Source organism: uncultured Methanobrevibacter sp. (assembly GCF_900314615.1).
In the GTDB taxonomy this organism is placed as follows: Archaea; Methanobacteriota; Methanobacteria; order Methanobacteriales; family Methanobacteriaceae; genus Methanocatella.
Map to the genome: position 1 here is coordinate 50,864 of NZ_OMWA01000022.1, position 20,423 is coordinate 71,286.

A 20,423-nucleotide genomic window follows, 5' to 3' on the forward strand; every position below is an offset into this window, starting at 1 on the left:
CTACTCCTTATCAATATCCTCTCTCATAAGCAGTCCAATTAAACCGACTTTTGAAGCTACTTTTAATAAAAGTCCACATGCTGCCAAGAATAAACTTAATAACCAATATTGAGGTGCTACGAAGAACAATAGGAAACCTATAATCCATAAACACCATGCGATTCCAGAAACTCCTGCAATGCCGTCGAGCATGAGCACAGGAAGACCTCTTGCTTTTTTGGACAGTGCGTACAGTACTATTCCTCCACCGGCTACTGCTCCTCCAGTAAAACCGGTTAAAAATATTCCATATCCTATCAGTACCAATGCAATAAAGTTAGGAGCTGTATTCAATATCTCCATATTCAGTGCAAAAGGCTGTGGGAATAGTGAAGAAGATTTGGTTAAATTTCTTCTTGGGTTCTGCTCAATTTTACGCATTTCTCTTGTAAGCAAAATTTCTGAAATTGCCAAAGTCTCTGCAAGTTCAACTACCAGACCAGGTAAAATCAATGCCTCTGCCAGGTCTGTACCGACTGCTGAGACTACAAATATCATTGCAAGACCGACCAAATCGGTAAGGATAAGAATGTGTATTTCTTCCCTTTTAAGAGCAATTGCCATGGTTGCTATAAATCCGACTATCAGACCCGCATAGATTGCAGGCAGATACATTGAAATGAATACGTCAGGAACATACGGAGGTATTAAAACCATCAGTTATCCCTCCTCAATTGCTTTGATCTTGCTTTTGCATCATTAGCTTTAACTTCATTAGCTACTTTTGTTGAATCAGAAATAGCTTTTTTAACATCCTCTTTAATTTCGCCTTTGTCATTTTTGCGGTTCATGGTGTAGTTTATGGACAGCCATGAAGCGATAATGAATGACATCATCAATATGCTTGATTCCAGTATTGTATCGAAACCTCTTGTATAATAGAGGATTTCATCAATTAATCCACCAGGGGATGAATAGATTGATGTTCCAAAGTAAGGAGAAATTGAAGAGATGAACTGTGCCAGCGGTGACATATATCCTGTTATCATACCTAAACTGGCGGCATTATCAGGATATTGAGGATTAATTTCACCAGGCTGAGTTAAAACTTCTCCGCCCCTGTCGTAAGGTGCGATAGCTAAACCTTCATCGATTTGCTCTTGCGGAGCTGGTCTAACATATAATTGATCTGGATTTAATGCCATAGGCACAATTAAACCTGCAATTAAAATTACTCCTAAACAAAACGCAAATAGACGAGGAACATTTTTAGGGTCAGCCAGTTTATTCCATAAAGCTCCGATCCTCATACGTCTGCCCCCATTTCTTCCAAACGAATAATAGCTCTAAATAAAATTAAAGAAATCACAACAGTTGTTGCAAGTAAAGTTAATAAAGCTAAAACATGATTATAACACAATAAGACTAAACAGACACCGATTGATGCCACTTCAGTATTGAATGTTCTTACGATAGGGTCATTGACTCCAGGACCCCATGCGGTAGCTATACTTCCTACAATAGCTAGAAATATTCCAAAGTAAAAGAATAAAGGAACACTAAGCATTTATATCACCACTTTCTAGCTTCTTTTTTCTAATCTCATTGACTTTAACAATAGATAAAATAAATACTAAAGTAGATAACGGACCTGCTAAAGCTGCAAACAAAGCTACATCCAAATATTTGAATAAGACAACGACTAAAACGAAACCGGCATCCAATATTGAAAACATTATGACTTTATCCAACGGTTTTTCAAGAAATATGATACCGAATGCACCGATTACCATCAAAGCGATTGCAATAATTGATACTAAAAACTCCATTTCATCTCACTCCAATAGTATTTCATCATCGAGTCTTTTTAAAGTATATGCAATCGCATTTGCACTGATTGTAGAACAAATAAAGAATGCAGCCGCAACAATAAGAGCGAATGGAGTGTTGATTACCAATGCAATTAAAGCTGAAACTCCAAATCCTATGACATTTATATACAAAAGTCTTTCAGCCTTGTTTTTAGTTATTAATGCCCTTAATGCTACGAATATAACTATAACTCCAATTATTTCAACATACATATTACCACTCTCAAGCATGCCTATTGAATTTTTCTGCTATTTTGCCTAAAAGAACTGAAGCTCTCTTATGGTCCAGTCCCTGAACGGTAAGTATTGCAATTACCATACCTACAATGAACATTTCGGGAGTGAAACCTAAAAATGAACAGACAAAAATTATTACAGTAGCAGTTAAGCTTCCGACAGTTCCCGCATATCCAGGATCTGCACATAATCTGTTTCCTATAAATACTAAAAATGCAGCTATAATTCCTCCAGGAATTCCTAAAAGCAAATATCCAATAGCGGCTATCAATGTACCAGCAGATGCGTCAGGAGAACAAACAATGTTTCCCTGGAAGAATCCACCAGCAATATCTCCCCCTCTTTTTTCAACACTTTCACCAATTATTCTGGCTCCTTTAACACCAGGTTGCTCGGGAAGTCCGAAATAGGTATCTACAATTACAAAATTCAACCAACATAGAATTGCAGCAATTATAATACCAATTACTTCATTCATTATATATCCTCCCCCTCATCTCCATTCAAAGGCTTTGGAAATACAAAATCAAATAAATATTTCACAAATAATGCAGATAAAATACCAATAATAACAGCTAATAACAATCCATTATACATAAATGTGTAATTTAAAACTAAGAAAATAGAAAAAATACCAATAGCTATTATCGGAGTCGGATATATAGCACTTACATCAAAAGAATACCTGTATGGTTTGCTTGGAAGTAATGGAATCCTTAAAGCTAAAGCTACAACTATGGAAACAATAATAGTTACAACATAAGCTAATAAAATATCAAATGAACCGAGTGTTACATTGCCCAGTCCAAAAACATTACTGTATGAAGCAAAGAATAAGGTATTGTACACCAAATCAAACATATTATTAGACTCCTTAAATAATAAATATATTATATAAAAATATATAAATGTTGTTACTTAAAATTATTAATAATAGCTTAAACTATTTAAAAGTTGATAAATGGTGGGTTAATGAGGGATAAAAATATTTTAATAACTGGTGGGCTCGGATTTATCGGTTCACATATTGCTAATACATTATTGGAGAATAATAATATTGTTATTCTTGATAATCTTACTACAGGTAACATCAATAATCTAAACAATCCCGATAATGAAAATTTGAAAATTGTAAAAGAGGACATTCGTAATATTAATCTGGATGATTTGACATCGGATATTGACTATGTATTTCACCTTGCGGCAATGGCAAGTGTGCCTTTAAGTATAGACAAGCCCGTCGAATGCAGTGACATAAACCTCAACGCTACCATAAAACTTCTGGAATCCTGCGTAAAAAATGATGTTGAAAAAATAATTTTTTCATCTTCATCTTCCGTTTACGGACCTAATAAAAATATGCCTTTAAAAGAAAGCGAACAGCCAATGCCAAAATCACCATATGCCGCTTCAAAGGCAAGCTGTGAATTATACCTTAAAGCGTTTAACGACAGTTACGGCCTGAATTACACTGCATTAAGATATTTCAATGTTTTTGGTCCTGGCCAGGACAAGAATTCACAGTATGCAGCAGTAATTCCGAATTTCATAAGCTCAATTTTAGAAGGAGTTCAGCCTGAAATCTACGGTGACGGTGAGCAGACAAGAGATTTTGTTTACGTTAAAGATGTCGTTAAAGCAAACATCAATGCAGCAGAGTCCGACTACAACGGAATCGTTAATGTTGCATCAGGTGAAAAACTCAGCGTCAATCAGCTGTATGAAATCATTAAAACAACCCTCAACAGTGATTTGGAACCCGAATATTTACCTGAAAGACAGGGAGACATCAAGCACTCCCTGGCCGATGTAAGCAACATGATCAAAATCAACTGTAAAATCGACTCCAAGGATTTCGAGTCCCAGCTTATTGAAACAGTCAACTGGTTTAAAACAATTTTATAGGCAAATAAAACATGGACAAAAGTGTAAAAGATTTTAATATTCGTCTAAGGACAATTAAACTTAGAGAACTGCTTGTCGGGATTATTCTTGCTGTAATTATTACAGCAGTGCTGATGGGGATTTTTCCAATAGTTTATGAAGACGACAACATATTTTTCATTGTGCTTTTATCAGCAGTGCTTTTATTTTTCATATGGTGTTTGAGAGGCAGCACAGGTCTGTCTAAAAATTTCAGGAATATTACTGAAGCAAAAATTCGAAATGAAATTCTGTATGTCTTTTTGATAAACATAATATTTGCATTTCTGTTTCCCTGCCTGATTTCCGGGCTGGACTTGATTATGGGATTTTATGACCCGAGCTGGGTAACCGGCTTTACCGACATAGATTCTGTAGACATTACTGCCGGAATGCTTATTTTAGAAATTGTTTCATCTGTAATTTTTGCTCCGCTTATGGAAGAACTGGTATTTAGAGGAGTTATCTTTAACAGACTGAAAATCAGAGCCGGAATCATCCCTGCAATGCTCATTTCATCATTTCTGTTTGGAATTGGTCATTCATTTGGAGGAATGACAAGTGCGTTTCTCTTTGGAATCTGCATGTGCATATTATACTTGAAAACAGACAATATTCTCGTTCCGATGAGCGTTCATTTCATAAATAATGTTACTGCAACAGCTCTGGAATTCACACAGATTGATCTGATTATATCCCAAATGCCATGGATTATACCTGCAACAATAATAACATTGATAGCGACAGTTTTACTGGTTAAATACATCGTTCAGGAAACCAGCGCTTTAAAAAGCAGATTTCCTTAAAAATTAAAAAAAGTTAGTGGAATCCGCATCCACTACAAGTTTCACATTTTTCTTCTTCTAAAGGATCATACTGTTTATCTTCCTGAAGTGTAGCTGAGATAAAGTACTGGTCCATTTCATCCTTGTTTTTTAATATTGGAGACAGTCCTTTAAAATCACATTTGATATCGCCAGTACCACCAATATCAACCATAATAGGTTCACCTAGTTTAAATCTTTTGAAATAAGCTTCAACGTCTTTAATTAAATCTCCAGGAACTCTGAAGTTAAAAGATAATATATTATTTTCCTTCATTTTTAAGCCGACATATTTCTGGTCGATTTCATAGTTTAAACCTAATTGTTTTTTGAAAATTATATTAGTACCTATTTCATTAGATGACATATTATAACCTCCTGAAATATTTTAATTACTTAAAGTTAGTTTTTTATCATATATAATACTTATGTAACATCAGCCAAATAATATTCAGCAAATTTCTACAATTAAAAAAATTTTGTTTAAAAAAATTATAATGAATTATCATGATTTTTAATAAGGTTTATATAATTCGAAATTCAAAACATATAATATTATAATATATATTATAATAGAAAAAAATCAATTAGAAAATAGGTGTTTATGAATGAATGAATACAACAAAGATATTGGAAATAGAATTAGAGAACTACGCGAACTTTCAGATATTACAATTAAAGAAATTGCAGACAACTTGAACATTAAACAAGAAACTTACATCCAATATGAAAACGGTGAAGTAGACATTCCGGCAAGCTTTTTATATGAACTTGCACACATCTTTAAAGTTGATTTAGGATTATTACTGACCGGTGAAGAAAGCAGAATGAGCATCTTTGATGTTACCCGTGCAGACAAAGGGGTTTCAGTTGACAGAAGAAAAGAATATACACACCAAAACCTATGTTCTAATTTCATTCACAAACAGGCTGAAACATTCCTTGTAACAGTGGATCCTGAAAAAAATCCTGTGCCTTCACTTAATTCACACCCCGGTCAGGAATTCAACTATGTTTTAGAAGGTTCCTTAAAAATATATATTCACAATAACGAAATTATCTTAAACGAAGGAGATTCCATCTTTTTCGATTCAGCACACAGACACGCTATGGTAGCGCTTAACGACAAACCCGCTAAATTTTTAGCAGTAATCATATAATATTTATGGAGATTATTAAATGACATCAGTAATAGCAGATTTTGTAGAAAGAGTTGACTTTGACTCTTATGAAGATTTTTATAAAAATTTTAAATTAACCTATGAAGAGGATTATAACTTCGGATTCGATGTAGTCGACAAATATGCCGAAATAGATCCGGAAAAGATAGCTTTAATATGGACCAACGACTACGACGAAGAGCACACCTTCACTTTCAAGGAAATGAAAGAATATTCAAATAAAGCTGCAAACTTATTTAAACGTCTTGGAATTAAAAAAGGCGATTGTGTAATGCTTACCTTGAAAAACAGATATGAATGGTGGTTCTGTATGGTTGCATTACATAAAATCGGTGCAATAGCAATACCTGGAACCCATATGTTAAAACTTCACGATATTGACTTTAGAATAAAAGAAGCTAATGTTAAAATGGTAATATCCGTAGAGGAAGATTCATTATTGCCTGATTACGAGGAAGCTGAAAAATCATTAGGAATTGATTTGAAAAAATTAGTTATAGAAACCGATAGGGACGGTTGGATAAACTTCAATGAAGCAATTGAAAAGGAAAGTGACATATTTGAAAGGCCAACCGGTGAAGACAAGACCTATGCTGAAGAGATTTTCCTAATTTATTTCACATCAGGAACAAGCGGACTTCCAAAAATGGTTTCACACAAGCATACCTACTCCTTAGGACATATCCCAACCGCAAAATATTGGCATAACGTTGTTGAAGACGGAATACACCATACTTCAGCTGATACCGGATGGGGAAAGGCAGTATGGGGAAATCTGTACGGACAATGGATTGCAGGAACCGGAATATTCATCTATGACTATGAAAGATTCAACGGAATCAAACTGCTTGAAAAGATTATCGAATACAAAGTGGATACATTCTGTGCTCCTCCGACAATTTACAGATTCATCATTAAGGAAAATATCGAAGGATATGACTTATCAAACTTAAAATATGTAACAACTGCAGGAGAACCACTTCCTCCTGAAGTAGCTGAAAAATTCAGAGAACTGTCCGGATTGACCATCAAAGAAGGATTTGGTCAGACCGAAACCACATTATCAATCGGAACATTCATATGGCTGGATGCAAAACCTGCTTCATTAGGTAAGCCTTCCCCATTATTCGATTTAAGACTTCTTGATGAAGACCACAACAGAGTGGAAATCGGTGATGAAGGAGAGTTATGTTTCAAAATGAATGACGGTCCAAATCCAGGATTATTTAAAGACTATGTAAATGATGAGGAAAAATACAAAAAGCAAATCCATCACGGATACTACCACTGCGGAGATACCGCATGGGTGGATGAAGACGGATACGTTCACTTTGTCGGAAGAAATGACGATATAATCAAATCCTCAGGATACCGTATCGGACCGTATGAAGTTGAAAGTGCAGTACTGTCACATGAAGCGGTTTCAAACTGTGCAATTACTGGTTATCCGGATGAAGTCAGAGGTCAAATCGTAAAGGCAACAATTATCCTGCAGCCAGGATTTGAACCTTCAGATTCACTTACAAAAGACATTCAAAATCATGTTAAAAGAGTTACAGCTCCTTATAAATATCCGAGAATGATTGAATATGTTGATGAAATACCTGAAACAATCAGCGGAAAAATAAGAAGAGTTGAAATCAGAGAAAACGATAATAAAAATTAATCAGATGATATAATGACAGAAGAGATATCTTATCCAGTTATCAATAAAGAGATATGCAAAGGCTGTATGAGATGTATAGTCGGATGTCCTCAAAATGCAATATTACTATCAGAAGAAATGAACAACGCAGGATATCAGTTTGCATATTATAGTGGAAATGGATGTACAGGATGTAAAGACTGTTACTTTACATGCCCTGAGCCATTAGGACTAGAAGTACATCAGGTGAAAAATATTGTTAATGATTCAGTAGCAAAAATGATTAAAGCTAAGGTAGCTAATCAAGGGGGAAACTAAATGAGTAATCAAATGGTGAAAGGAAATACTGCTGTTATCATTGGTGCAATGTATGCGGGATGTGATTGTTTCTTTGGATATCCAATCACCCCTGCAAGTGAAATTTTACACGAAGCATCAAAATATTTCCCAATGGTTGGAAGAAACTTTGTACAGGCTGAAAGTGAAGAAGCATCAATCAATATGGTTTATGGTGCATCAGGAACAGGTCACAGAGTCATGACTGCATCATCAGGACCTGGAATCAGTTTAATGCAAGAAGGATTTACATATCTTGCAGGTGCTGAACTGCCAGCAGTTATTGTAGACATTATGAGAGCAGGGCCTGGACTTGGAAATATCGGACCTGAACAAGGAGACTACAACCAAATTGTTAAAGGAGGAGGTCACGGAAACTATAAAAACATAGTTTTAGCTCCGAACAGCGTTCAGGAAATGTGCGACTTAACCATGAAAGCATTTGAACTTGCAGACAAATGGAGAAATCCTGTTGTCGTATTGGCTGACGGTACATTAGGTCAGATGGCGGAACCTGTTGAGTTTCCAAAAGAAGCAATAAAACCTGAAATCGATGAATCATGGGCAGTAAGAGGAAATAAGGAAACCATGGAAAACCTCATTACTTCAATTTTCAATGACTTTAATGATTTAGAAGACTTCAACTTCAAGCTTCAGGAAAAATATGCAAAAATTGATGCAGAAGAAGTTATTGTTGACGAATATCAAGTTGACGATGCAGACATCGTTCTGGTTTCATACGGTATAAGCAGCCGTATTGCTAGATCTGCTGTTGACAAAAGCCGTGAAAAAGGCTTGAAAGTCGGACTTTTAAGACCAGTTACGTTATCACCTTTCCCGACTGACAGAATCAAGGAACTGGCCGATAAAGGCGTTGAATTCATATCCGTTGAAATGAGTAACGGTCAGCTCCTGGCAGATGTTCAGTTTGCGGCTTTAAGAAAAGAAGGAACCCATCTTGTAAACAGAATGGGAGGAAACCTTATTGAACTTAAACATGTGCTTGCAAAAATATATGAAATAGCAGGTTTGGACGAAGAAATAGACACTTCAAAAAGAAGTGAAGAGAAAGCCAGCCCGAATATAATTGATTAAGGATGTGGAAATATGAGTGAACAATTAAATAAAGATTATGAAGAACAGATACGTAGAAATCCACAATCCCTTTTAGAAGAGTATCCTAGAAAAGGAACAAATATTCAATCCACTCACTACTGTGCCGGTTGTGGACACGGTATCATACACAAATTAATTGCAGAATGTATGGATGAACTTGGAATACAGGAAAGATGCGTTATGATTTCTCCTGTAGGATGTTCAGTATATGCTTACTTCTACTTTAACTGTGGAAACTTCCAGACAGCTCACGGCAGAGCACCTGCAGTAGCTACAGGTATTTCAAGAGCTGAAGACAATGCAATTGTAATGAGCTATCAGGGAGATGGAGATTTAGCTTCAATCGGTTTAAACGAAACTCTACAGGCTGCAAACCGTGGAGAAAAAATTGCAGTATTTTTCGTAAACAACACAGTTTACGGAATGACCGGTGGTCAGATGGCTCCGACAACACTGATCGGTGAAAAAACAGTTACCTGTCAGACCGGAAGAGATCCTGACTATGCAGGACACCCTACCCACATGTGCGAGTTAATCAATACCTTAAAAGCACCTGTATTTATTGAAAGGGTTTCCCTTGCAAATCCATTGAAAATCAGACTTGCAAAATATGCAATCAAACAGGCACTGACCGTTCAGAAAGAAGGAAAAGGATATTCATTCGTTGAGATTTTATCCCCATGCCCTACCAACTTAAAACAGGACGTTAAACGTGCACAGGAATTTATTGAAAATCAGATGGAAAAGGAATTCCCTGTTAAAAACTTCAGAAATAACTTATACACAAAAGAACCTGTCGAAAGACCTGCAAGTGACTTTTCAACAGAATCATTAGACAAAATCTTTAATGTTAACCGTGAAGAAGGCGCAGGTTATGTTGATGATGAAATCGAACCTGTAAGCATCAAGGTTTCAGGATTCGGTGGTCAGGGAGTTTTAAGTGCAGGACTTACCATAGCTCAGGCAGCATGTGCTGAAGGAAAACATGTTTCATGGTATCCTAGCTACGGACCTGAACAGAGAGGAGGAAAATCCAACTGTTCTGTTGTAATTTCAAACGAAACAATCGGAACTCCTGTAGTTGACGACATTGACATTCTTATTGCTTTAAACAAACCTTCACTTGAACAGTTCTCACAGGACGTTAAGGAAGGCGGAACAATACTCTACGATGCACATATCGGAGAGTTTGAAACAGACAGAAACGTTAAAGTCATTGCTATGCCATGTGTAGATATTGCTGAAGAACATGGAAATGCAAGAACTGCAAACACCGCCCTTTTAGGTGCCTTAACCGAATTGGGAGATGTCCTAAAACGTGAATCCTACGAAAACGCTATCCGTGAAATGTTTGCTTCCAAACCTAAAGTCATTGATGTAAACATTGATGTTCTAAAAGCAGGAGCAGAATGGATTAAAAACAATTCTTAAGTGTGATTTAATGACATATAAAGAAAATAGTGAAAAATATATTGAAAATTACGGTTTAAGTATAGGAGATACCATTAAAATCAACAAAGAGGATATCACCTATACAGGCATTTTACTTGACAGACCTGAAGATGCAGATGACGGATATCTGGTTATCAAACTGTCAAGCGGATATAACATTGGTGTTGCAATTGATGACACCACCGCAGAACTTGTCGAAAAAGGAGATAAACCAAAAATAGGTTATGACTCAGAAGATATTCCAACAGATCCAGACAAGCAAAACATCTCAGTAATATCAACCGGTGGAACAGTATCTTCCGTTATTGACTACCGTACCGGAGCGGTACACCCTAAATTTACAGCTTCAGACCTGGTTAAGGCAAATCCGGAACTCTTGGATTATGCAAACTACAACGTTAAGGCTTTGTATAATATCTTAAGTGAAGACATGAAACCTGAATACTGGGTTAAGGCTGCTGAAGAAATAGCAAATGACATTTCTGAGGGTGCAGATGGTGTTGTTATAGCTCACGGTACAGATACAATGCACTACACTTCAGCCGCATTGAGTTTCATGCTTAAAACTCCTGTTCCAATTATCATTACAGGAGCACAGAGAAGTTCAGACAGACCTTCAAGTGATGCAAACATCAATTTAATCGATTCTGTTATTGCTGCAAAATCAGACATTGCAGAAGTCTGCGTATGTATGCACGGAAGCTTAAATGACAGATACACATACCTCCACAAAGGAACAAAAGTAAGAAAAATGCACACTTCAAGAAGAGACACCTTCAGAAGCATCAACGCTCAGCCAATAGCTAAAATCGAAAATAAAAAAGTCAGTATCCTTAATGATTATGACTATACCAAACGCGGAGCAAATGAACTGGATGTAAATACTTCCATTGAAGAGAAAGTAGGACTCATCAAGAGTTTCCCTGGAATTTCAAATGATTACATTGAATATCACATTGACAAAGGATATAAAGGTCTTGTCATTGAAGGAACAGGTCTCGGACATGTACCAAATGAACTGATTGATTCATTTAAAAGAGCTCAGGATGAAAACATTCCTGTCGTCATGACTTCACAGTGTCTTTACGGAAGAGTCAACATGAACGTTTACTCTACCGGACGTAACATTATTGATGCAGGAGTAATTTCAGGCCGTGACATGACCCCTGAGACAACCTATGTCAAATTATGCTGGGCATTAGGTCAAAGTGACAATTATGATGAAGTTAAAAAGATTATGCAGACAAATATTGCAGGTGAGTTTTCTGAAAAATCCTCAATCAGGGATTTCTTGAATTAAGGTGATAGCATGGATTATGATTATGAAAAATTAGGATTGAAAATGGGACTTGAAATTCACCAGCAGCTGAACAGTCAGCATAAGCTATTCTGTCCATGTAAAACTGAACTTGTTGATGATGATTTTGATGAACTCGTTCAAAGGAAATTAAGGCCAACCCAGTCAGAGCTTGGTGAAATCGACCGTGCGGCACTGCAGGAATCATTAAGAGGATTAAATTTCAAATATGAAAACTTTGAAAAACATACCTGTCTTGTTGAAAACGATGACGAACCGCCTCACAGCTTAAATGAAGAAGCTTTAGACATCTGTATAACTATCGCATGTCTTATGAACATGCACATTGTTGATGAATTCCATACAATGCGTAAACAGGTTATTGACGGAAGTAACACCGGAGGGTTCCAGAGAACAGGTATGGTTGCAACCGACGGTTATCTTGAAACCCCATACGGAAAAGTTATTATTGAAAGTTTAGGTCTTGAAGAAGATGCTGCAAGAAGAGTTGAAACCAAAGACGGATTTACTGAATTCAGACTTGACCGTTTAGGAATTCCTCTTGCTGAAATTACAACAGACCCTTCAATGCACCATCCAGACCAGGTTAGAGAAGTAGCTTACATGCTCGGACAGATTTTAAGAAGTACCAACGTTAAAAGAGGACTCGGTACAATCAGACAGGATTTAAACATTTCCATTGCAGAAGGTGCACGTGTGGAAATCAAAGGTGTTCAGGACTTAGATTTAATGTCTGAAATCGTCAACCGTGAAGTTCAAAGACAGCTGGAATTAATCGATATTAAAAAACAGCTCAAAGAAAGAAATGCTGAAGTTTTAGAAGAGATTCATGATTTGGATGAACTTTTCGAAGATACAGAATCCAAAATCCTAAAGTCTGCTGAAACAATTAAAGCAGTTGTACTGAAAGGATTTGACGGGCAAATCGGTCGTGAAGTACAGCCTGGAAGAAGATTTGGAACTGAAATTGCAAGTTATGCTAAAAAACGTGGAGTTTCAGGAATTTTCCACTCAGACGAACTGCCTGCATACGGAATCACCCAGGAAGAAGTTGACAAAGTAAATGACTTCTTAAACATTGGTGAGGAAGATGCATTCATCATTGTAGCTCACGACGAGGACATTGCAGTATCCGCTTTAGAAGAAGTCAAAAGAAGAGCTAACTTAGGTCTTGAAGGTGTTGTTGAAGAGACAAGAAAAGCACTTGATGACGGTAACACAGAATACATGAGACCACTTCCTACTGCAAACAGGATGTATCTGGAAACTGACATTCCACTCTTTAAGATTACCTCTGAGCGAATTGAACCGATAGCTAATAATTTACCTGAACTTCCTGACGTAAAACAGGCAAGAATCATTGAAGAGTACAAGTTAAGTGAAGACTTGGCAACTCAGCTTGTCAAAAGGCAGGAAGCAGACATGTTTGAAGCTATTTTAGCTGACGTTAAGGTAGATGCTACACCTGTCGCTTCACTTCTCGCATATGATCTCAGAGAAATCAAAAGGGAAGGCCACGACATTAACATATTAACCTTAGATCACTTCAAAGGCATTTTCACATTACTGGCTGAAGGCAAAATTGCAAAGGACAGCGTCCGTAAACTTGCCATTGAAACTATAAAAGCACCGGACACAGACATAGCTGAAATCGCTGAGAAAAGCAATCTTGTCATGATGAGCGAAGATGATGTTGCAAAAATCATTGCCGGAATTGTAGCAGACAATGAAGGAATGGTTAAGGAACGTCAGATGGGTGCAATGGGTCCTTTAATGGGAATGTGCATGAAACAGCTTAAAGGAAAAGCTGACGGCGGTATGGTTAACAAAATCGTACGTGAAGAAATTCAAAAATTAATATAAGGAAACTCAATGGAGTTTCCGTTAAACTCTTTTTTTAAAAATTAAATTATAAATAATCCACCATCACATCCATACTTACATTTCTTGAATGCAACGGAGAAGGCTTTGATTTATCTGATGGATATCCTATAGGAAGCAGGGCAACAGTAACCATATTTTCAGGCAAATCAAATAGCTCATCAAGCACTCTTTTGTCATATCCTCTAACCCAAACTGATCCGATTCCCAAATCATATGCTTCAAGCATCATCTGGGTTGTTGCAATTACCGCATCGTCAAGGCCGGCATCATGTCCGTCAACTGTCTTCCATGATACTTCCCTGTCATAACAAATCAGCAATACTATTGGAGCGTTAAAGCAGTATGGTGTAAATGACCTTATCTTTTCAAGCCCCTCCTTGCTTTTGATTACAAAAACACGCTGAGGCTGAAAATTGTTTCCGGTTGGTGCAACCTGTGCTGCCTTTAAAATCTTTTCGAGTTTTTCATCTTCAATAGGTTTTTCCGAATATTTTCTAACAGAATATCTTTCACAAGCCAATTCTAAAAAATCATTCATAAATTCACCTACACTTAATGTATAATATATTTTGCACTGGGTTAATTATAATTTTTGGGAAAATGAATTTTATAGAAAACTGCTAGCGCCCGGTGAAATGCCTTAAGATTTTAAACCTGCTCATCAGCTCAATAATTGCATAGGAAATTATTAAAACCAGTATTATGGAAAGTCCTATGTTAAGCAATGCAAAGCCGTTGAAATTGATTATTCCATATTTTTCAAGCAAATTTATAACTAAAATGTTTACCAAATAAATTCCATAACTTGAAATGCTGATTTTAACAATCAAATCGGTTATTATTCTGTCCAGCTTATTGAAATCGGAGTTGAATACAATTATAAATAAACCTATTCCCTGCAGGCATGCTCCAGGAGTGATGTCGCCCAGTTGTATGAAAAACAGTGACTGGTCAGCCAACATATATGAAAGACCCACAGTTCCTAAAATTGTAATTAAAGTTCCTGAAATGAATAGGATAACTCCTAATTTTCTATCATGAAGCAGCCTGTTTTTCTTGATGGTCAAATAGTATCCCAATACAAAATAGCCAATTGCACCTGTGAAATACCTGAGGTAATCCAAAAGAATTGAATCCATGTCAAAGAATTGGAAGATGCTTATCAATATCCAAATTAAAATCAGGTATTCAATCTCCTTAATTGGAGCATTCTGAATCCATCTGCTCAATATTGGAGAAAATATATACAATCCAAGTATCATGTACACATACCAGAACTGAATGGAGATATTGGTCGGATTTAAAAATCCCATGAAAATGTATTCTATCAGGTCAAAGAGATTCCAGGAGTCTCCCAGCTCCCCGATTACGAATACTTTAATCAATGAATAGACAATCAGCCAAAAAATAAACGGGAGCAGAATCCTTTTAATTCTAAAGGGAATAACATATATGGATTGCTGTTTTCGCAAAAGCAGATATCCAGAAGCCATGACAAATAGAATTATGGCAAATCGGAACAATGATCCCACAAAAACGCCCTGAAACCAGTTTAGGGAAAATAAGATATCCTCGCTAAGCAATGATGATGAGACATGTATTCCAATTACTCCTATTATAGCTAAAAATTTTAGGCAATCCACCCAAAGCAATCTGTTCTCCTGCATGACACAAACTCCAAAATATTCACAAATTATATATCTGGAACTAATCCTATTAATAGGTTGGGTATAAAAAGATGTTAAAATTTCCAAATCAGCATTCAGTATTTTTTCTTCAAATTATTTTTACATTCAATTTTAAGGATAAAAATTTAAATAAAAGTAAAGTAAATATAACAACGGTGAAATTATGGAAAAACTAGATGACATTATCGTTTCAAGAGCCATAATCGAAGAATTTATGAATGACTTTCTGGACTACACAGACATTGATGTAGCTATCGGAGGAGGAGGCCCATCCGGAATAACTGCAGGATATTATCTTGCAAAAGCAGGATATAAAGTGGCACTCTTTGAAAGAAAACTCTCCATAGGAGGAGGCATGTGGGGAGGAGGAATGATGTTCAACAAAGTCGTTGTTCAGGAAGAAGGAAGAAGAATTCTTGATGAATTTGGAATTAACTACAAAAAATATCAGGACAACTACTATGTCGTAGACTCCATAGAGTGCACCTCAACACTTACATCTAAAGCTACTCAAGCGGGTCTTAAAGTGTTTAATCTCATGTCAATTGAGGATTTAATGGTACGTGAAAATGGAATAAACGGAGTAGTGCTCAACTGGAGTTCAGTTGAAATGAGTGGTCTACATATAGATCCACTTACTGTGCGATCTAAAGCAGTTATTGATGCTACAGGACACCCATTAGAAATTATCAAAATTGTTCAGGACAAAATGGAAGCTCCACTGAACACCAAAACCGGTAAAATCATGGGTGAAAAATCCATGTGGGCAGACCGTGCTGAAGGAAAAATTCTGGACAATGTCAATGAAGTCTATCCAGGATTATATGTAACTGGAATGGCTGCAAATGCAGTTCACGGATCACAGCGTATGGGACCAATATTTGGCGGAATGCTGCTTTCAGGAGAATATGTAGCTAAAAAAGTAGCTGAAGATTTGGAAAACAGAAAATAAAACTCTCAATTTGAGAGTTTTTTCAACTCTTTTTAATAAATTTTTAGGCATGCCTAAAAAAATAGTAACCTTTATATACTACCTCCAACAACATTATAATTAAGGATGTGAATTTAGGTATACCTAAATGAGCATCTTATTATTAGTCAAAACATACACTCTCCAAATTAGAATCGTGTTGAATTAGATTTTTCACAATTTACTAATTTGATACAAGTCGATGGAAAATTAAAAATCTGCCAAAAAAAAATAATTTTCCTCAAAACTTCATGGTGTTTAATTCGTCGGTTAAACACCAATTATCTCTCTTTTTCTGACACTTTTCAAAATAAATATTATTTTTATCATGCCAACATTGACAATGACAAAGGCATTAACCAAATATTAACATACAATATCAATCAGTATACATGCACTTATCAAAATACTCTAAAAATTGTTACTAGTTCATGAATTGATAGATAGGCAAGAGAAATAGTGAAAGAAGCGTTACATTTAATTCAAGTCGAATGTGAAAATTGTGTTTTAAGATATACTTGTTTAAAAAAAAAAGAATAATTGCAGATGCCACTGCACCTACAAAAAATTAAAAAACGCTGAATTCTTATCAGTCTAAACTATAGCCAGTGATCTGCTTTTAAGTACTTTTCCATGAGAATATACTTTGATTGCAGGTATCTTGCTTGATTTTGACAAAGAAATTTTAGCATTTACCGGATAATATTTAGTTTTATAAGCTGTTTTATAACTTACTTTAACCCATTTGGTAACTGCAGTTGTATAAGCACTTAATCCGATACCATATTTGTTTTGAGGGTTTTTCTTGGTGTAAGTATACTCTGATACTTTAGACCATCCATTAGCTCTCATATTTTTACTCACAGTATAATAATCATAATAGATTGTTTTTGACGCCTTAGTTGTTTTGTATTTTTTAACAGTCTTTAGATAAGAGTATTTAAACGGATGATTATATTTTGTCACTATTTTAATTGATTTTGCACCACCTTTCTTAAATGCTTTTACCAAAGATTTGTATTGGCTGCTTGAAAGCTTTACAACATATTTTCCAATTTTAATGGAATGGTTTTTTTTTAAAAATACAACATTACTGGCTTTTGTTTTAACATTGAATTTTGAGCTGCTGGCCTTGTAGTTTTTATTTCCAGAAAACTTAACAGTAGATTTGTATGTTTTCGATTTTAACGGCAATATTACATTTTTTACAACAGCATAACCGTTTTTGACTTTAGCAGAGTATGTTTTTCCATTTATTTTAAATTTAACTGTTCCTGCAATATTTTTTCTTGAGTTTGAACTGTCATAAACATATGCTTTTAAAGTGACTCTAGAACCAATCTTTGCTGAAATAGTACTTGATTTAACATGGGTTGAATCTTTTTTAATGACTAGCTTTGCTGTATCCATAACAACATTGTCATCATAGTTTACAGCCTTTACAGTATATGTTCCTGCAGCCAGCTGATTTTTGGAAATAGTGTGGGTGATTTGGTAACCGTCACTGGTACTGTAATAATTTTTCTCGATTTTAAGATGATTGTTTGAATCGTAAACCCTCAAATAGAAATCATACTTATTTGTATATCCTGTTGCAGGATCTATTTCAATATTTATTGAAGCACTTGAACCATATTTGACTGATGCATCACGTACAGTAACAGAGTAGTCATAAGATGATGGTGAATTACCCAATACATCTTCACTTTCCTCTGCAGTTATTGTATTTTCCCCAATTTCTGAAGTTAAAATAACTGAATCATCAACTTCCCTTATTTCCTCTCCAACAATATCTCCTGTAGAATTATCGGCTGCACTCACTGCTGAAACAGCCAAGAGACTTACAAAAAATATTGCTATCAACATTATTTTTTTATATTTCAAAACTTTTTCCTCCCAAAACATTATATATAATCAATTTATGTACAACTTACATAATAATACTTTCTATCATGAACAAATCTAATACAATAGTTTTGAATTCCTGTTTTTCCATCACTGATTAAATAAAAAAACCAGAATATTAAAAATCAGAAAATGGTGGACTGTGACTGTTAAATACATCATTCCAATTGTTTTGATTGTAATCTGGATTGGAGGTCTTTATGAACTTATCACCTCTGCAACAACTGAACATTTAATCATAATCCTTTCTCTGACCATATTGTCTCTGATTGCATCATTAATTTTCACCAAATTGTCTGCAAGAACAGACAGCTGGCTGAATGCGGATGAAAGGATAATCGAGTAAGTTGGCTGGTGATTTCTAAATATCACACACTAAAAAAAAAAGAATAATTGAGATGCTTTTGCATCTCCAAAATTAAAATTTAACTTCAACTTTCTGGATTTCAACACCACTGCTTACAGGATATCGGTGATATCCTTCATAACCATCTTCACCGTTACCCCATTCACTCCATTTCCACTCGCCATCCATGTAGAAATAGGCTCTGGTCATATAAGAATCCTTGTTAACAGCTTGGCCGTTTTTATATAAATGAACCTCAAATCCTCCAACAGATCCACCCATCCATTTACTTGCTTCAGCCCTGTACTCACCGGAAGTTCCAGTATAAGTACTATCAAATCCAGGCAGTTCCACTGTTATAGTATCCGGCGAACTTGAAGATTCACTGACAGTTTCATTTTCTGTCTGGTTGACTTCGGCATTAGTCTGCTTATGAGAATTCTGCTGCAGGAACAATATTCCCATACCCAGCGCAAGAATAACAATTACCAAAAGCAGGATTGCGATAATATGTTTGTTTTCCATTTAAATAACCTCAGATTATATTATCTGTGAAGCATCATATACTTATTTCGTTAATATGTAAAAAAAGAAAAAAATAGCATTAAAGCTATGAAAAACCAACCAAAATTATAATGAACATTACTGCATCAGTCAGCAGGTGAGATATGTACGGCACGAACAGGTTTTTGGTTTTCAGATACCCATACATTTCAAACAGTGACCCTAATCCCTGCAAAAGAAGAACAGAAACAATTGTGTTTGTCGGAGGAGCATAATGAAGCAGTCCGAATCCAAGCAAGACAATAGCTGTAGAAACTGCAACTGAAATTTTAAGGTTATCAGTGAACTTATATACCAGCCTCATAAAAAACATCAGAGGAATGAACTTTAAAAGCTCCTCGGCCATCATTGAAAATAAAAGTCCTACCGTACTTTGAATTGTGACGCCAACCTCTTCGGCACTGGATGCTTCCACACCGCCAAGACCCACCATATCCAGGACAGAGCCGAGACATAGTGCATAAATCATATATCCCGCAAACATCAATATTGCCAGAATGATTTCGTTTTTGGTAGGTTTTCTAAACATCAACGAATAATCCCATTTTGAGAAATACAGCAATGGAACGAGCATTATCAGACAAAACAGAACGCTTGCGATAATTTCAGATTCAAAGCCAACAAGGGCATATACCAGCAATGCAACCGGTACGCTTAAAATCAGTAACAGCCATCCTCCACTAGAAATTCTAGGATTATGCCTGTAGAAAGGAAAGTCTCTTGATTCATCAAATTCTAAAAATTTCATCTTACCACCAATTATTAGATTAACTTGACATTTATACTATATTTAGACAATATACTATAATACCATTTGCAAAAAAAAAGAGTTGTGTAGATGATTGCTCATCTACTTGAGTGTAATTTTAACTTTTTTAGCTACTTTATTATAATAGCTGTTTCCTTTATAGGTAACTGTAGCAGTGAATTTGCCTTTTTTGGCCAGTTTGGTAATCTTGAATGTCGCTTTACCTTTGGAATTGGTTTTTGCAGCATAAGTCTTACCGTTGAGCTTTAAGTAAATCTTGGTATTTTTCATCACTTTATTTTTGTTTGTTTTTGAACCTCTCCGGCTTGTAGAAACAGGAGATTCTTAGGCCATACCTATTGTTTCGTCAAAGCATTTCCATTCATATTTATTTATGAATTTTCCTTGACCAATAGGTATGAAATCTACTAAGCAT

Annotated in this window: 25 protein-coding genes; 11 read left to right on the forward strand and 14 right to left on the reverse strand. The window is 35.7% G+C overall.

Going from position 1 to position 20,423, the window contains the following annotated elements:
- Genes QZN33_RS08270 through ehaA form a run of 7 tightly spaced genes read right to left on the reverse strand, consistent with a single transcriptional unit; the run spans position 1 to position 2,948 of the window.
- Positions 1-696, reverse strand: a complete 696-nt coding sequence (locus QZN33_RS08270) for an EhaG family protein (RefSeq protein ID WP_296790871.1) — start codon at positions 694-696, stop codon at positions 1-3.
- Complete coding sequence (locus QZN33_RS08275) at positions 696-1,289, reverse strand: EhaF family protein (RefSeq protein WP_296790873.1); 594 nt, start codon at positions 1,287-1,289, stop codon at positions 696-698. The genes QZN33_RS08270 and QZN33_RS08275 overlap by 1 nt, the downstream gene beginning before the upstream one ends.
- Positions 1,286-1,546, reverse strand: a complete 261-nt coding sequence (locus QZN33_RS08280; protein ID WP_296790875.1) for a DUF2107 family protein — start codon at positions 1,544-1,546, stop codon at positions 1,286-1,288. Before QZN33_RS08280 ends, QZN33_RS08275 begins: the two co-directional genes overlap by 4 nt.
- The gene (locus QZN33_RS08285) at positions 1,539-1,808 is read right to left on the reverse strand and encodes a DUF2108 domain-containing protein (protein ID WP_296790877.1); all 270 of its coding nucleotides are present in this window, start codon (positions 1,806-1,808) and stop codon (positions 1,539-1,541) included. The genes QZN33_RS08280 and QZN33_RS08285 overlap by 8 nt, the downstream gene beginning before the upstream one ends.
- A gap of 6 nt (positions 1,809-1,814) precedes the next feature.
- Complete coding sequence (locus QZN33_RS08290) at positions 1,815-2,063, reverse strand: DUF2109 domain-containing protein (RefSeq protein WP_296790881.1); 249 nt, start codon at positions 2,061-2,063, stop codon at positions 1,815-1,817.
- A 10-nt stretch (positions 2,064-2,073) separates the two neighbouring features.
- A complete protein-coding gene (locus QZN33_RS08295; RefSeq protein ID WP_296790883.1) occupies positions 2,074-2,565 on the reverse strand; it encodes a hypothetical protein in 492 nt (163 codons plus the stop codon).
- The gene (gene ehaA, locus QZN33_RS08300) at positions 2,565-2,948 is read right to left on the reverse strand and encodes an energy-converting NiFe hydrogenase A subunit EhaA (RefSeq protein ID WP_296790902.1); all 384 of its coding nucleotides are present in this window, start codon (positions 2,946-2,948) and stop codon (positions 2,565-2,567) included. The genes QZN33_RS08295 and ehaA overlap by 1 nt, the downstream gene beginning before the upstream one ends.
- A gap of 111 nt (positions 2,949-3,059) precedes the next feature.
- Here ehaA and QZN33_RS08305 point away from each other — a divergent pair, with 111 nt between their 5' ends.
- Positions 3,060-3,992 (forward strand): NAD-dependent epimerase/dehydratase family protein, encoded by a 933-nt coding sequence (locus QZN33_RS08305; RefSeq protein WP_296790906.1) that lies wholly within the window; start codon positions 3,060-3,062, stop codon positions 3,990-3,992.
- A gap of 11 nt (positions 3,993-4,003) precedes the next feature.
- Complete coding sequence (locus tag QZN33_RS08310) at positions 4,004-4,816, forward strand: CPBP family intramembrane glutamic endopeptidase (protein ID WP_296790907.1); 813 nt, start codon at positions 4,004-4,006, stop codon at positions 4,814-4,816.
- Between the two features lie 13 nt (positions 4,817-4,829).
- On the opposite strand, the gene QZN33_RS08315 is transcribed toward QZN33_RS08310, so the two are convergent.
- The gene (locus QZN33_RS08315; protein ID WP_296790911.1) at positions 4,830-5,201 is read right to left on the reverse strand and encodes a hypothetical protein; all 372 of its coding nucleotides are present in this window, start codon (positions 5,199-5,201) and stop codon (positions 4,830-4,832) included.
- Positions 5,202-5,442: 241 nt separating this feature from the next.
- Between QZN33_RS08315 and QZN33_RS08320 the strand changes: the two genes are divergently transcribed.
- From QZN33_RS08320 to gatE, 7 genes are read left to right on the forward strand one after another with little or no spacing between them, the layout of a single operon-like run.
- Complete coding sequence (locus QZN33_RS08320; RefSeq protein ID WP_296790913.1) at positions 5,443-5,994, forward strand: helix-turn-helix domain-containing protein; 552 nt, start codon at positions 5,443-5,445, stop codon at positions 5,992-5,994.
- A gap of 19 nt (positions 5,995-6,013) precedes the next feature.
- Positions 6,014-7,681 carry an AMP-binding protein gene (locus QZN33_RS08325; protein WP_296790915.1) on the forward strand — a complete coding sequence of 556 codons (1,668 nt, stop codon included), beginning with the start codon at positions 6,014-6,016 and terminating at the stop codon, positions 7,679-7,681.
- Positions 7,682-7,693: 12 nt separating this feature from the next.
- Positions 7,694-7,978, forward strand: a complete 285-nt coding sequence (locus QZN33_RS08330) for a 4Fe-4S dicluster domain-containing protein (RefSeq protein ID WP_296790917.1) — start codon at positions 7,694-7,696, stop codon at positions 7,976-7,978.
- Positions 7,979-9,091 (forward strand): 3-methyl-2-oxobutanoate dehydrogenase subunit VorB, encoded by a 1,113-nt coding sequence (locus QZN33_RS08335; protein ID WP_296790919.1) that lies wholly within the window; start codon positions 7,979-7,981, stop codon positions 9,089-9,091.
- Positions 9,092-9,103: 12 nt separating this feature from the next.
- Positions 9,104-10,543 (forward strand): 2-oxoacid:acceptor oxidoreductase family protein, encoded by a 1,440-nt coding sequence (locus tag QZN33_RS08340; RefSeq protein ID WP_296790921.1) that lies wholly within the window; start codon positions 9,104-9,106, stop codon positions 10,541-10,543.
- Between the two features lie 10 nt (positions 10,544-10,553).
- The gene (gatD, locus tag QZN33_RS08345) at positions 10,554-11,864 is read left to right on the forward strand and encodes a Glu-tRNA(Gln) amidotransferase subunit GatD (protein WP_296790923.1); all 1,311 of its coding nucleotides are present in this window, start codon (positions 10,554-10,556) and stop codon (positions 11,862-11,864) included.
- A gap of 9 nt (positions 11,865-11,873) precedes the next feature.
- Positions 11,874-13,745, forward strand: coding sequence for a Glu-tRNA(Gln) amidotransferase subunit GatE (gene gatE, locus QZN33_RS08350; protein WP_296790925.1), 1,872 nt, complete (start codon positions 11,874-11,876; stop codon positions 13,743-13,745).
- 46 nt (positions 13,746-13,791) lie between these two features.
- Here the strand turns inward: gatE and QZN33_RS08355 are convergent, their stop codons facing one another.
- Positions 13,792-14,304, reverse strand: a complete 513-nt coding sequence (locus tag QZN33_RS08355) for a nitroreductase family protein (RefSeq protein ID WP_296790927.1) — start codon at positions 14,302-14,304, stop codon at positions 13,792-13,794.
- 82 nt (positions 14,305-14,386) lie between these two features.
- The gene (locus tag QZN33_RS08360) at positions 14,387-15,433 is read right to left on the reverse strand and encodes an acyltransferase (protein ID WP_296790929.1); all 1,047 of its coding nucleotides are present in this window, start codon (positions 15,431-15,433) and stop codon (positions 14,387-14,389) included.
- Between the two features lie 184 nt (positions 15,434-15,617).
- Between QZN33_RS08360 and QZN33_RS08365 the strand changes: the two genes are divergently transcribed.
- A complete protein-coding gene (locus tag QZN33_RS08365) occupies positions 15,618-16,406 on the forward strand; it encodes a sulfide-dependent adenosine diphosphate thiazole synthase (RefSeq protein ID WP_296790931.1) in 789 nt (262 codons plus the stop codon).
- Positions 16,407-17,018: 612 nt separating this feature from the next.
- On the opposite strand, the gene QZN33_RS08370 is transcribed toward QZN33_RS08365, so the two are convergent.
- Positions 17,019-18,308 (reverse strand): Ig-like domain-containing protein, encoded by a 1,290-nt coding sequence (locus tag QZN33_RS08370; protein WP_296790936.1) that lies wholly within the window; start codon positions 18,306-18,308, stop codon positions 17,019-17,021.
- Positions 18,309-18,471: 163 nt separating this feature from the next.
- Between QZN33_RS08370 and QZN33_RS08375 the strand changes: the two genes are divergently transcribed.
- Positions 18,472-18,675 (forward strand): hypothetical protein, encoded by a 204-nt coding sequence (locus QZN33_RS08375; RefSeq protein WP_296790938.1) that lies wholly within the window; start codon positions 18,472-18,474, stop codon positions 18,673-18,675.
- Between the two features lie 72 nt (positions 18,676-18,747).
- Here QZN33_RS08375 and QZN33_RS08380 read toward each other — a convergent pair whose 3' ends face one another.
- The 3 genes from QZN33_RS08380 to QZN33_RS08390 all read right to left on the reverse strand — a co-directional run bounded on the left by QZN33_RS08380 (position 18,748) and on the right by QZN33_RS08390 (position 20,278).
- On the reverse strand, positions 18,748-19,200 hold the full coding sequence (locus QZN33_RS08380) for a hypothetical protein (protein WP_296790940.1): 453 nt from the start codon (positions 19,198-19,200) through the stop codon (positions 18,748-18,750).
- Between the two features lie 85 nt (positions 19,201-19,285).
- A complete protein-coding gene (locus tag QZN33_RS08385) occupies positions 19,286-19,987 on the reverse strand; it encodes a type II CAAX prenyl endopeptidase Rce1 family protein (RefSeq protein WP_296790942.1) in 702 nt (233 codons plus the stop codon).
- A 102-nt stretch (positions 19,988-20,089) separates the two neighbouring features.
- The gene (locus tag QZN33_RS08390) at positions 20,090-20,278 is read right to left on the reverse strand and encodes a hypothetical protein (RefSeq protein WP_296790944.1); all 189 of its coding nucleotides are present in this window, start codon (positions 20,276-20,278) and stop codon (positions 20,090-20,092) included.
- Positions 20,279-20,423 lie beyond the last annotated feature (145 nt).

Excerpts from the sequence above, each read along its gene's own strand:
- QZN33_RS08270 (WP_296790871.1), bottom strand. The coding sequence starts at position 696 with ATGGTTTTAATACCTCCGTATGTTCCTGACGTATTCATTTCAATGTAT.
- QZN33_RS08275 (WP_296790873.1), bottom strand. The coding sequence starts at position 1,289 with ATGAGGATCGGAGCTTTATGGAATAAACTGGCTGACCCTAAAAATGTT.
- QZN33_RS08280 (WP_296790875.1), bottom strand. The coding sequence starts at position 1,546 with ATGCTTAGTGTTCCTTTATTCTTTTACTTTGGAATATTTCTAGCTATT.
- QZN33_RS08285 (WP_296790877.1), bottom strand. The coding sequence starts at position 1,808 with ATGGAGTTTTTAGTATCAATTATTGCAATCGCTTTGATGGTAATCGGT.
- QZN33_RS08290 (WP_296790881.1), bottom strand. The coding sequence starts at position 2,063 with ATGTATGTTGAAATAATTGGAGTTATAGTTATATTCGTAGCATTAAGG.
- QZN33_RS08295 (WP_296790883.1), bottom strand. The coding sequence starts at position 2,565 with ATGAATGAAGTAATTGGTATTATAATTGCTGCAATTCTATGTTGGTTG.
- ehaA (WP_296790902.1), bottom strand. The coding sequence starts at position 2,948 with ATGTTTGATTTGGTGTACAATACCTTATTCTTTGCTTCATACAGTAAT.
- QZN33_RS08305 (WP_296790906.1), top strand. The coding sequence starts at position 3,060 with ATGAGGGATAAAAATATTTTAATAACTGGTGGGCTCGGATTTATCGGT.
- QZN33_RS08310 (WP_296790907.1), top strand. The coding sequence starts at position 4,004 with ATGGACAAAAGTGTAAAAGATTTTAATATTCGTCTAAGGACAATTAAA.
- QZN33_RS08315 (WP_296790911.1), bottom strand. The coding sequence starts at position 5,201 with ATGTCATCTAATGAAATAGGTACTAATATAATTTTCAAAAAACAATTA.
- QZN33_RS08320 (WP_296790913.1), top strand. The coding sequence starts at position 5,443 with ATGAATGAATACAACAAAGATATTGGAAATAGAATTAGAGAACTACGC.
- QZN33_RS08325 (WP_296790915.1), top strand. The coding sequence starts at position 6,014 with ATGACATCAGTAATAGCAGATTTTGTAGAAAGAGTTGACTTTGACTCT.
- QZN33_RS08330 (WP_296790917.1), top strand. The coding sequence starts at position 7,694 with ATGACAGAAGAGATATCTTATCCAGTTATCAATAAAGAGATATGCAAA.
- QZN33_RS08335 (WP_296790919.1), top strand. The coding sequence starts at position 7,979 with ATGAGTAATCAAATGGTGAAAGGAAATACTGCTGTTATCATTGGTGCA.
- QZN33_RS08340 (WP_296790921.1), top strand. The coding sequence starts at position 9,104 with ATGAGTGAACAATTAAATAAAGATTATGAAGAACAGATACGTAGAAAT.
- gatD (WP_296790923.1), top strand. The coding sequence starts at position 10,554 with ATGACATATAAAGAAAATAGTGAAAAATATATTGAAAATTACGGTTTA.
- gatE (WP_296790925.1), top strand. The coding sequence starts at position 11,874 with ATGGATTATGATTATGAAAAATTAGGATTGAAAATGGGACTTGAAATT.
- QZN33_RS08355 (WP_296790927.1), bottom strand. The coding sequence starts at position 14,304 with ATGAATGATTTTTTAGAATTGGCTTGTGAAAGATATTCTGTTAGAAAA.
- QZN33_RS08360 (WP_296790929.1), bottom strand. The coding sequence starts at position 15,433 with ATGCAGGAGAACAGATTGCTTTGGGTGGATTGCCTAAAATTTTTAGCT.
- QZN33_RS08365 (WP_296790931.1), top strand. The coding sequence starts at position 15,618 with ATGGAAAAACTAGATGACATTATCGTTTCAAGAGCCATAATCGAAGAA.
- QZN33_RS08380 (WP_296790940.1), bottom strand. The coding sequence starts at position 19,200 with ATGGAAAACAAACATATTATCGCAATCCTGCTTTTGGTAATTGTTATT.
- QZN33_RS08385 (WP_296790942.1), bottom strand. The coding sequence starts at position 19,987 with ATGAAATTTTTAGAATTTGATGAATCAAGAGACTTTCCTTTCTACAGG.
- QZN33_RS08390 (WP_296790944.1), bottom strand. The coding sequence starts at position 20,278 with ATGAAAAATACCAAGATTTACTTAAAGCTCAACGGTAAGACTTATGCT.